This is a genomic window from Psychrobacter sp. T6-4, from assembly GCF_052258425.1.
Classification (GTDB): domain Bacteria; phylum Pseudomonadota; class Gammaproteobacteria; order Pseudomonadales; family Moraxellaceae; genus Psychrobacter.
Map to the genome: position 1 here is coordinate 148,174 of NZ_JBQQEZ010000005.1, position 11,783 is coordinate 159,956.

Annotated in this window: 9 protein-coding genes; 8 read left to right on the plus strand and 1 reads right to left on the minus strand. The window is 46.0% G+C overall.

What is annotated here, in order from left to right; genetic code table 11:
• The first annotated feature begins 10 nt into the window (after positions 1-10).
• From serC to msrB, 8 genes are all read left to right on the plus strand, one after another.
• Positions 11-1,156 carry a 3-phosphoserine/phosphohydroxythreonine transaminase gene (gene serC / locus ACTXGE_RS05335; RefSeq protein ID WP_443542355.1) on the plus strand — a complete coding sequence of 382 codons (1,146 nt, stop codon included), beginning with the start codon at positions 11-13 and terminating at the stop codon, positions 1,154-1,156.
• Positions 1,157-1,392: 236 nt separating this feature from the next.
• Positions 1,393-3,234, plus strand: coding sequence for an extracellular solute-binding protein (locus ACTXGE_RS05340; protein WP_443542305.1), 1,842 nt, complete (start codon positions 1,393-1,395; stop codon positions 3,232-3,234).
• Positions 3,235-3,306: 72 nt separating this feature from the next.
• On the plus strand, positions 3,307-4,086 hold the full coding sequence (gene gloB / locus ACTXGE_RS05345; protein ID WP_443542307.1) for a hydroxyacylglutathione hydrolase: 780 nt from the start codon (positions 3,307-3,309) through the stop codon (positions 4,084-4,086).
• 75 nt (positions 4,087-4,161) lie between these two features.
• A complete protein-coding gene (locus ACTXGE_RS05350; protein ID WP_435948930.1) occupies positions 4,162-5,229 on the plus strand; it encodes a microcin C ABC transporter permease YejB in 1,068 nt (355 codons plus the stop codon).
• The gene (locus tag ACTXGE_RS05355) at positions 5,229-6,296 is read left to right on the plus strand and encodes an ABC transporter permease (protein ID WP_443542309.1); all 1,068 of its coding nucleotides are present in this window, start codon (positions 5,229-5,231) and stop codon (positions 6,294-6,296) included. The genes ACTXGE_RS05350 and ACTXGE_RS05355 overlap by 1 nt, the downstream gene beginning before the upstream one ends.
• A gap of 67 nt (positions 6,297-6,363) precedes the next feature.
• A complete protein-coding gene (locus ACTXGE_RS05360) occupies positions 6,364-7,983 on the plus strand; it encodes an ABC transporter ATP-binding protein (protein WP_443542357.1) in 1,620 nt (539 codons plus the stop codon).
• Positions 7,984-8,172: 189 nt separating this feature from the next.
• Positions 8,173-9,480 carry an iron-containing alcohol dehydrogenase gene (locus tag ACTXGE_RS05365; RefSeq protein ID WP_443542311.1) on the plus strand — a complete coding sequence of 436 codons (1,308 nt, stop codon included), beginning with the start codon at positions 8,173-8,175 and terminating at the stop codon, positions 9,478-9,480.
• Positions 9,481-9,739: 259 nt separating this feature from the next.
• Positions 9,740-10,981, plus strand: coding sequence for a peptide-methionine (R)-S-oxide reductase MsrB (gene msrB, locus ACTXGE_RS05370; protein WP_443542312.1), 1,242 nt, complete (start codon positions 9,740-9,742; stop codon positions 10,979-10,981).
• A 125-nt stretch (positions 10,982-11,106) separates the two neighbouring features.
• Here msrB and folE read toward each other — a convergent pair whose 3' ends face one another.
• Positions 11,107-11,700 carry a GTP cyclohydrolase I FolE gene (folE, locus tag ACTXGE_RS05375; RefSeq protein ID WP_317198809.1) on the minus strand — a complete coding sequence of 198 codons (594 nt, stop codon included), beginning with the start codon at positions 11,698-11,700 and terminating at the stop codon, positions 11,107-11,109.
• Positions 11,701-11,783 lie beyond the last annotated feature (83 nt).

The following is an 11,783-nucleotide window of genomic DNA, read 5'->3' on the forward strand; positions in this document are numbered from 1 at the left end:
TTTAAATAATATGTCCTCAAACAATGCGTCTACCAATACAACTTCAGCATCTGATACCTCAGCGCCGCATCGTCTGCCTAATTTTTGTGCAGGTCCTGCGGCTATACCAACCGAAGTCTTAGCATGCGCGCAAAGTGAGATGCTTGATTGGCAAGGTCGCGGCGTCTCAGTTATGGAGATGAGCCACCGTAGCAAAGACTATATGGCCATTGCCCAAAAAGCTGAGACTAAATTACGCTCCTTGATGGCTATTCCTGATAATTATAAAGTGCTGTTTTTGCAAGGCGGCGCCAGCTTACAGTTTTCAGCGATTCCACTGAATCTGTTAAATGGCGGTCCAGCAGATTACCTAACAACAGGCGCGTGGTCAGGCAAAGCGATAAAAGAGGCCAAGCGTTACGAGGCGATCGGTCTGGGTGGTATCAATCAAGTTGCCACGGGCAAAGACAGTAATTTTACTACTGTGCCTGCTATGAGCGAGTGGCAGCTGAGTGATCATGCTGCTTATTTTCACTACTGCGCCAATGAGACCATTCACGGGTTGCAAATCTTTGAGCCGCCGCAAGTTGAGGCGCCACTTGTCGTTGATATGTCTTCATGCATCCTGTCGCAGCCGATTGATGTGTCTAAATACGGGATGATTTATGCAGGCGCGCAAAAGAACATCGGTCCTGCAGGTTTGCTCATCGTCATTATTCGTGACGATCTATTAGATCAAGCCAGCGAGTGGTGTCCGCTGCTGCTCAATTATGGTCATCAAGCCGACAAAGAATCGATGTCGAACACACCAGCGACCTACTCGTGGTACTTAGCGGGTCTCGTCTTTGATTGGTTAGAAGCGCAGGGCGGAGTCGAAGCCATCGGTAAGATCAATCAGAAAAAAGCTGATTTGCTATATCAGACTATCGATGACAGCGACTTTTATCATAATCCCGTCGAGCCTGAGTATCGCTCTATCATGAACGTGCCGTTTACTCTAGCAGATAGTAGTTTGGATAAAGTATTTTTAGAAGAGTCAGAGCAGGCAGGGTTGCTAAGTCTAAAAGGTCATCGTGACGTCGGCGGTATGCGCGCGAGTATCTACAATGCGGTGCCACTTGAGTGGGTACAGCTATTGGTGGACTTTATGAAAGACTTCGAAAAAAAGTATGCTTAATAAGCTGGTACAATTATTGGATAAAAAGTAAATACTAAAAACGTAGCTCAATATGGGCTGCGTTTTTTTGTGACTGTTTATAAAATGTTTGTCTGGGCGCAAGCACTCTTGCAAATCATTAGGTTAAAAAAGCTAAGTTTGTTATGATTAAATTTTACAGCTTGCCTAAACTGATGATGGTTTTTGATGAGCTGATGATAAGCTGCCGAATGGATTGAGTTGTTCTAGTCTCTATTATGATAAAAAAAGCTACCCTACAAAATGCCTTGCTAAGTTCCGCCATAGGCGCTGTGATCTGCTGGATACCAAGCAGCGTAGCAGCGCCCATTACGACTCAAGCGCTCGGTCACAACAGCACTGCTGAGTATATTGACGCGCCTTTTATGCCCTATGCCAATCCTGATGCACCAACAGGCGGTACGCTATCCCTAGATGCGCGTGGCACCTTTAATAGTGCCAACAAATGGATGACCACTGGAGTGGCGATGGTCGGTACAGATTATCTGTATGATACCCTTATGACCGGCTCACTTAATGAAGCCTTTACTATGTATCCGCAGCTGGCGACAAAGGTCACCTATGATCCCGATGATGCCAGCTGGATTATCTATCATCTTAACCCAAAAGCGCACTTTTGGGAGGGATCGCCTGTGACCAGTACGGACGTCAAAGCGACCTATGATGCGATACTGACTAAAGGGCCGATGTATATTCGTAGTTATTTGAGCGATATTAAAGAGGTGCAAATCATTGATGAGCATCAAGTTAAATTTGTCTTTAACAATGCGGATAACAAAGAGATACTGCTCACTGTTGGTCAATTTCCAGTCTTTAAAAAATCCTCCGTAGATGCCGACTTTGAGAGTATTAGTCTGACGCCACTTATCGGTAGTGGCCCCTACAAGCTTGGTCGCGTCGACGCTGGGCGCTCAGTCAGTTATGTGCGTGACCCCAATTATTGGGGACGCGATATTATGGTCAATCGCGGTCGTTATAATTTTGATATGATTAAGTTTGTCTACTATCAAAGTGATGAGATTGCCTTTGAAGGGTTTAAATCGGGTCAATACCGCTTTCGTCCCGAAAACAAAGCCTCAAACTGGGCGACGGGCTATAATTTCCCAGCGGTCAAAGCAGGCATGATAAAAAAAGAATCGATCACCAGTCAAAACCCCGTACCGATGCAGGGGCTAATTATGAACCTGCGTCGTCCGCTGTTCCAAGACATCCGGGTACGCCAAGCGCTAAGCTTAGCCTATGATTTTGAGTGGATGAATAAGACCTTGTTCCATGATCAGTATGAACGCCTGCAAAGCTTTTATCACGGCTCAGAGCTAGCAGCGACTGGCGCGCCTTCAGATCTTGAGAGGCAAGTACTAGCACCGCTTTTAGATGAGCTTGAACCCATTCACAGACAAGGCGTGCTGGAGGATTGGCAAGTAGAGATGAGCGATGGCAAAGGCTTTAATCGGCAGGGGTTACTAAAAGCTCGGCAGTTATTGCTCGATGCTGGGTTTTATTATGATGATATGAAACTTTATCAGCCCAATGGTACGCTAGCGCAAATTGAGATATTGATGACAGGCGAGACCATGGGGCGGGTATTATTGCCCTATATTCGCAACCTTGAGCGTTTGGGGTTTGATGCCACATTGCGTCAAGTTGACGGCCCGCAGTATTTTGAGCGCACGCGTAGCTATGATTATGATATGACGGTTGATGTCTTTGCCCAAAGTCTATCACCTGGCGCTGAACAAGCCGCCTTTTGGGGTAGCGCCGCTGCGGACGAGCCTGGTAATCATAATACAATCGGTATCAAAAATGCCGCTATCGATAGTGTGGTCGAGTCCCTTATCGCTGCCAAAAGCCGTGACGAGATTATTTTGTACACTCAAGTACTCGATCGCTTGTTGCGCGCTGGTCATTATCTAGTACCCTTGTATGGTAAGTCTGAGACGAATGTAGCGTACTGGGATCAGTATCGTCATGCTACTTTGCCAACTAATGCGGTGGGTATTGACTACTGGTGGGTAGACAAAGAAGGCGAGCGCCGCGTCAATGAATATCTGGGTCAATAGTTGCACAACCTACAAAGTTTATCGCTTAGCATCAAGACAATAAATGAAAATAACTTCTAGTAAGGATTTACCATGAGTATTCAAATCCATCCGATTAAAGCTTTTACCGATAACTACATTTGGACGCTGATTAATAAGAATAATAAACAGGCGATAGTTATCGATCCAGGTCAGTCAGCGCCCGTTGCTGACTACATGAAAGCGCATGATCTAGAAATGACCTCAATTTGGACGACCCATCATCACTATGATCATGTTGGCGGGGTTATGGAGTTACAAGAGTATTTTCCGATGACTCATATCGTCGCCCATAGTGAGCACGGCGTTGAAGAAGATCAAACGGTCAAAGACGGTAGCACAGTGAGCGCTTGGGGTCATTCCGCACAAATATGGGATATACCGGGACACACCGAAACGCATATCGCCTACATCCTAGATATCGATGGACAAAAGCACGCGTTTTGCGGAGACACCCTGTTTAGTGGCGGCTGTGGTCGCGTCTTCACAGGCACTATAGAGGAGCTCTATGACAGCCTAAGACGTCTAAACGAGCTGCCTGCTGATACGTTGCTGTATCCAGCGCATGAGTACACCGCTAACAATTTGCGCTTTGGTCTTAGCATAGAGCCAGATAATCAAGCAATGATAAAAGCCTTGGCGCGAGCTGAGGAGCTGAGCGAACAAGGCATACCGACGCTGCCTGTCACTTTAGAGCATGAGCGCGCTATCAATGTGTTTATGCGAGCGAATGAGCCAAGTGTCATCGCTGGCGTGAGTGCTAAAAGACACTTAGAGGATGATAAATCTTTAACGGTATTTGCAGCACTGCGCGAGCTTAAAAACGATTTTTAAAACTTTAAGTTTCTTGGCTTTTGCTATCCATTGATTTGTTTTTTGCTCGTCTCTTGTACTTAGGAAATCGTCACTATGGGCCGTTATATCTTAAAAAGACTACTGCTGATAGTGCCGACGCTATTCTTAATTTTGCTGGCTAATTTTGTCATTGTGCAAGCCGCCCCTGGTGGTCCTGTCGAGCAGCAATTAGCACTTATCGAACAAGGCGCAAAAGATAGCGCCATAAATGGTGGCGTGGGCGCTGGCAGTTCAGGAAGCAATAGCACCTATCAAGGCACACGCGGACTCTCTGATGACATGGTCGCTGCGATTAATGCTCAGTACGGCTTTGACAAGTCCGCGCCAGAACGCTTTTGGCTCATGCTTAAAAGTTACGCGCAGCTCGATTTTGGGAAGTCGTTCTTTAAAGGTCAAACCGTAACCGATTTAATTATCGAAAAGCTGCCTGTTTCCATCTCACTTGGGCTTTGGAGTACGCTACTCATTTATATGATTGCTATTCCACTTGGTGTTTATAAGGCGATGCATCATGGCTCAGCGGTAGACAAGGCAACGGCGATGCTACTTGCAATTGGACATGCTATACCAGTATTTGTATTCGCCGTAATTTTGCTCGTATTCTTCGCAGGGGGCAGTTATTGGAATATTTTTCCACTACAAGGACTGACCTCTGAGAACTTTGATCAATTAACGACACTCGGCAAAATTAAAGATTACTTTTGGCATTTAGCGCTCCCGCTGCTCGCTAGTACAGTAGGCGGCTTCGCTGGATTAACTTATTTGACCAAGTTTAGCTTTTTAGAAGAGCTGGGCAAGCAGTACGTATTAACCGCGCGCGCCAAAGGTTTGGGCGAGCGCCAAGTGCTCTACGGTCACGTCTTTCGTAATGCTATGCTGATCATCATTGCGGGTATTCCAGCGGCGATCGTTGGTATTTTCTTTGCGGGCAACTTTTTGATTGAGATTATCTTTAAGCTTGATGGCTTAGGTTTGCTCGGCTTTGAAGCCATTCAGCAGCGTGATTATCCTGTCATTTTTGGAACGTTATTTATCTTTACCTTAGTTGGTCTGCTATTACAGCTTATCAGTGATATCAGTTATCATCTGATTGACCCTCGCATTGATTTTGAGGGTCGCTAATGTCAAGTCAGCATTCTATTGTGACCCCTTTATCCCAAACAAAAAAACGCCGCTTAAATCCTGTTTGGCAAGCGCGGCTGGATCGTTTTCGTCATAACCGTCTCGGCGTTATCTCTCTCATTATTTTCACGATTGTTTTTGTCATCTGTATGGCGGTCAATGTGATTGCTAATGATAAGCCTTTACTTGTCAATTACGATGGTGACTATTATGTCCCTGTGCTAAAAGCCTATCCCGAGACGGCCTTTGGCGGGATATTTGAGACCGAAGCTAACTATAAAGATCCTGCGGTACAAGCATTGATAGAGTCTAAAGGCTATCTTCTCATGCCGCCCATTGCCTTTGCCGATCAAACGCCTAACGTTGAGCTGGGGCTGCCATATCCTGCGCCGCCCAATAGCCAAAACTGGCTGGGCACCGATGATCAAGGCCGCGATGTATTGGCTCGTATCCTTTACGGCATGCGCGTGTCACTCCTATTTGGCTTAGCGTTAACGCTAGCAGGTGCGTTTATCGGTATTATCGTCGGTGCTATTCAAGGCTACTATGGGGGCTGGGTGGATCTGGCAGGTCAGCGATTTATGGAAGTCTGGGGCGGGATGCCGCAGCTGTTTATGATTATTATTTTAGTCAGCCTATTTAGCCCTAGCATTACCATATTGTTCGGGCTCATGCTGCTCTTTGGTTGGATGGGACTGGTGGGTCTGGTGCGCGCTGAGTTTTTGCGCGCCCGTAATTTTGATTATGTACGTGCGGCGCGTAACCTTGGCGTATCTGACACGCAGATTATGCTCAAGCATATCTTACCTAATGCTTTGGCGTCTAGTCTATCGCAGCTACCTTTTATATTAACGGCTAATATCATTGCACTCACCGCCCTAGACTTTTTGGGTTATGGTCTACCGCCAGGGTCGCCGTCCTTAGGTGAGCTGATGGTACAGGGCAAAAACAACCTTGATGCACCGTGGCTTGCCTTATCAGGATTCTTTAGCTTAACCTTTATTTTATCCTTACTAATATTCATAGGTGAGGCGCTACGAGATGCGTTCGATCCGAGGCGCTCATAATATGATGACACCTATTCAAAAAGAGCCGTCCGCAGTGCTCGATCAGACCAACAAGCATGCAAAAGTTATGCTGACGGTCAATAATCTATCCATTGTGACGGATACCGGTATAGCGCTCGTAGACAAGCTCAGCTATCAGCTGCGTCAAGGCGAAACGCTGGCTATCGTAGGGGAGTCAGGCTCAGGCAAATCTATCGCCAGTCTTGCGCTGCTCGGATTATTACCTAATAGTCTGATAGTGAGCGGTGAGGCGCAATTGGCTCACGCTTCAGATAGGGCTCCTCAACCAAAAGCCAATAGCTTGCCGATAGCCAATAGCAAGTCGCGCAATCAGTCCCTCAGGCACATTCGTGGTCAGCGTATCGGTATGATATTTCAAGAGCCGATGACGGCGCTCAATCCGCTTCATACGGTTGCTAAGCAAATCGCTGAGTCGCTACGTTTGGTTGGTGTACCTAAAAAAGAGTGGCGCGCGCGTAGCATTGCACTATTAAACGACGTCAATATCACAGACCCTGCGGATAAGCTAAGTCGCTATCCGCATGAGCTCTCAGGCGGTCAGCGCCAGCGCGTGATGATAGCCATGGCACTGGCGCAGCAGCCTGATATTTTGATCGCCGACGAGCCAACCACAGCACTTGATGTCACTTTGCAACATGAGATATTGGCGCTCTTAAATGATTTAAAGCTTGAGCATAATATGGCGATGATACTGATCAGTCATGATCTCAATCTAGTTAAGCGCTATAGCGATGAGATTATCGTTATGCGCCGGGGTCAGACGATAGAGCAGGGTCAAACCTCAGATATCTTTGCTCAGCCAAAAGCGGACTATACGCGCACCCTTATGGCACAAGACTTTGGTCAAGCGCTTAGTCTATCTAAAAGCTGTGACAGTGATGTCAAGGTACTAGAGGTTGAGCAATTGGGTGTGCAATTCCCTGTAGAAAAAAGCCTATTCGGTGGCACCAAACGCTGGTTTGCGGCGGTCAGTGATCTAGATATGACCCTAAAGGCGGGCGAGGCCTTGGGTGTGGTCGGTGAGTCGGGCTCAGGTAAGACAACGACGGCGCTTGCATTAAGTAGATTACTCAGTAATCAAGCCAAGGTGAACGGGCAAATTACCATCGGTGGTCAAGACATCACCAAGCTGTCCAAAAGCGAGCTACGGGAGTTTCGCGCGCAGATTCAAATGGTGTTTCAAGACCCCTTTGCTAGTATTAACCCGCGTATGACCGTTATGCAAATTATCGAAGAGGGGCTACTAGTACAGGGGGTAGCAAAAGTGGCGCGCCAGCAAGCGGTCATAGACAGTCTGGCGACGGTGCATCTACCCAATGAATTTGTCCATCGTTATCCGCATGAGCTATCTGGTGGTCAACGTCAACGAGTAGCGCTGGCACGAGCACTCGTTATGCAGCCGCAACTGCTGATATTAGATGAGCCAACCTCAGCACTAGATAGTACGACGCAGGTGACGGTAGTCAAACTGCTGCGCGAGATTCAAGCCAATCTTAACATCAGCTATGTGTTTATCAGTCATGATCTAAAGGTTGTACGGGCTTTGTGTCAGCATATTATGGTACTCAAAGACGGCAAATGTATCGAGTCAGGAGCAACTGAAGAGATGTTTAATCAGCCGCAGCACCCTTATGCCAAACAGTTATTACAAGCGAGCATGGCATAAACCATAGCACTCCTAAAACAGTTAGAACACATCAGTTCATAGTATTCATCACACACGAAAAATCCTAGTGGTACAATTGAATACAATACGTAAATCTGGTCAAACCCCTACCATTACTAGTGCTGCGAGCTCATTGAGCGACTAAGGTAGATGGTCTTTATACTATCTTTTATCTAAAAGGATTTTTTTATGAGTAAAAGTAAACTTCCTGTTATCTCCACTTTGATGAACAACGACAGCTTGCAACATGCAGGTTATCTAGCCGTTGCTAAAACCCGTGCCAAGGTGTTAAAAGTTGTCTCGCACTTGATTCCTGTTCCAAGACCGCTATTGTATGTCGGTGAAGAGGCTTGCTTTGAGCTGTGCGACATGATTATCAACGAAGGCAGCACTAACGTATTGATCGTCACTGATGAGGTGCTAAACAAACTTGGCGTACCGTCAAAAGTCACCGATTATCTGGACAAGCATAATATCAACTACCATGTTTATGACGGTATCACCCCAGACCCTACTTTTGCTGTGGTCGAAGAGGGCTTGAGTGAGTCTATAAATAACAATTGTGACTCTATTTTGGCCATTGGTGGCGGCTCAGTCATTGACGCGGCAAAGATGATCGCTATGTCACAAGGCAATAACTGCAAGCCGCAAAAGCTTATCGGTATCTTAAAAGCGCGCAAGTCCTGTATGCCGCTGTACTGTATTCCAACGACTGCTGGTACTGGTTCAGAAGCGACACTTGGTGCGGTTGTGTCAGACAATGAAACGCATCAAAAAGCGCTATCAATCGACCCTAGAATGATACCTCGAGCCGCTGCTATCGATCCTGTGATTATGAAAGGCATGCCCAAGCATATCACTGCTGATACTGGTATCGATGTCTTAACTCATGCATTAGAGGCGTGGATGAGTGTCAATGCTAGCGTTGAGACCGACTACTACGCCGCTTCTGCGACCAAAGCGGTCATGCACTATTTGCCTATCGCCTATAATGATGGCGGCGATCTAAAGGCAAGAGAGGAGATGGGAATTGCCGCGCATTACGGCGGTATCGCCTTTAATAAGGCTGGCCTTGGCTACGTCCACGCTATCGCTCACCAGTTAGGCGCGCATTATAGTATTCCTCACGGTCGCGCTAATGCGATCGTACTGCCATACGTGCTGGATTTAAATCGTAAATCAAGCGAAAAAAGACTGGCAAAACTGGCTAGAAAAATCGGCATTATCGAGAGCACGCAAGCGGATAAAACGGATAAAGAGCTGGCGAGCTACTTTATCGAGCAAGTGCGCGCTTTGATTGAGTCAGTCGGTATCGATCCTACCGTTAAAGGTATGAAGGAGAGTGACTTTGATGCTATTGCCAAAGCGGCTGCCAAAGAAGTCAGCGACACTTATGCTGTGCCTACTTACATGCCAGCGTCAGGCATCAAAGATATCCTATCTAAAATTAAGGCGACTAGTGATGAGCGCGCTGCTAAAAGTGACAAAGTGGCTTAATTAGGTTTATTTATCAAGTCAGCTACAAATAAGCACATTACTCAAAGGGTAGTGTGCTTTTTTAATATAAATTTATTCGATATGATAAATAGCCTAAGCAATATATTTATCTACTATAGGCTACTATTGTTCAGTTTTATTATAAAGTGAGACTAACTCGTTAAATATTTATAACAAAATAGGTATGTTACGGTGATATGTAAGGAGTATTATAAAATGATAAACACCTTATTTAATACCTAATATTTAGGATATGCTAATGAATAATAAATCGAAAATAGGTTTTATTGCGACTATCGCTATAGTCGGTAGTGCTTTTATTACAGGCTGTGCGTCTACAGAGAGCAATACAACCGTCAAAAACCCTAATGCCGAAAACCCCTATGCGCCGACCGATACAAATTTGGCAGTCGCAACTGTAGCTGGGGGATGTTTTTGGTGCGTGGAGGCGGGGTATGAAAAGATACCTGGCGTGGTAGAAGTAGTATCAGGTTATAGCGGCGGTCAGACGGTCAATCCAACTTACAGCCAAGTATCAGCTGGTGGTACGGGTCACACTGAGGCAGCTCAGGTATATTATGATCCAACCAAAATTACCTATAACGGTATCGTACAAGCGTTATGGCGTATTGCTGATCCTACTGATGATAAAGGTCAATTTGTTGATCGCGGTACCCAGTATCGTCCTGCTATTTTTTATAATAACGAGCAAGAAAAACAAATCGCTGAAGCGGCTAAGCAGCAACTGCAAGCCTCTGGCGTATACAAAAAGCCAGTCGTGATCGAGATCGTCCCTGCCAGCACTTTTTATCCTGCTGAGGACTATCATCAAGACTATTATAAGAAAAACCCGCTACGCTATAAGGCTTATACCTTTAACTCTGGTCGTTATCAGTTCATTGAAAGTGTTTATGGCAAGGATTATGAGTTGGATTTTACTCAATTCAAGCCTACTAGTAATAGTATGCAGAATGCTAGTGCCGCACAGACTGACGCTCCGGAGACCTCTAAGATGACATCACAAAGCATAAATACTGTTGGTTTTAATCCGCAAGCCTTTACTAAGCCTAGTCAAGATGAGCTCAAAAAGTCACTGAGTCCTATGCAATACAAAGTCACTCAGCAAGATGGTACTGAGCGCGCCTTTAGCAATGAGTATTGGGATAATAAAGAACCTGGTCTGTATGTCGATGTGATATCGGGCGAGCCTCTGTATTCTTCACGCGATCAATATAAGTCTGGCACAGGCTGGCCAAGTTTTACGCGTCCACTCAACCCTAACTTAGTCGTTGAAAAAGAAGACAAGGGTTTTTTCTCAACGCGTACCGAGATACGTAGCCGCTATGCTGACTCGCATTTAGGTCATGTGTTTAATGATGGCCCAGCACCGACGGGCATGCGCTACTGCATGAATTCTGCCGCAATGCGCTTTGTACCGCTTGCGAAGATGGAAGAGGAAGGCTATGGCGCGTGGATTGACGATGTCAAGCCTGTTGCATAAGGTTTATATTACTTACATCTAAATATTAACCACCATCTAAACATTAACCACAAAAAAGCCCACTATTTGCTCAAATAGTGGGCTTTTTGCACTGCTATATTAATGAGAGCTAGAAAAAATAAGAGCTAGAAGGCTGGTCGGCGCTTAGGTACGGCGTCCAAAAACTCGTTACGTGCCTGATTATCGTGCTTATACTCGCCAAGCATCGCCGTGCTTCGCGTAGTCGAGTGCTGCTTGCTAACTCCGCGCATCATCATGCACATGTGTGAGGCGTCCATGACAACTGCTACGCCGCGGCAACCCGTCACATCCATAATGGTCTGCGCGATCTGCTCGCTTAGGTTCTCTTGAATTTGCAGGCGGCGCGCGAACATATCGACGATACGCGCAAATTTCGATAACCCTAAGACTTGACCATTTGGCAGGTAGCCGATGTGAGCCACGCCATGAAAGGGCAACATATGATGCTCACATAGTGAATAAAACTCGATATTTTGCACCAGTACCAGCTCGCGATTGGTCGATGGAAACACCGCGCCGTTAACCACTTCGTCAAGGCTTTGATGATAGCCTTGCGTCAGATGCGCAAAAGCCTTTGCCGCACGAATAGGCGTATCTTGTAGACCAGGACGACTCAAGTCTTCACCAGTTGAGTCGATCAATTGACGATAGGACTCAGTGCTTTCTTTGTAATCTACTAATATCGCATTGTTGCTCATAAGTTTGACCGCTATCAAAAATGTGGGTATCGCTTTGTGCTAAATCTGGCTCTAAAAAATGTATCAGCCAAAACCTAATAACT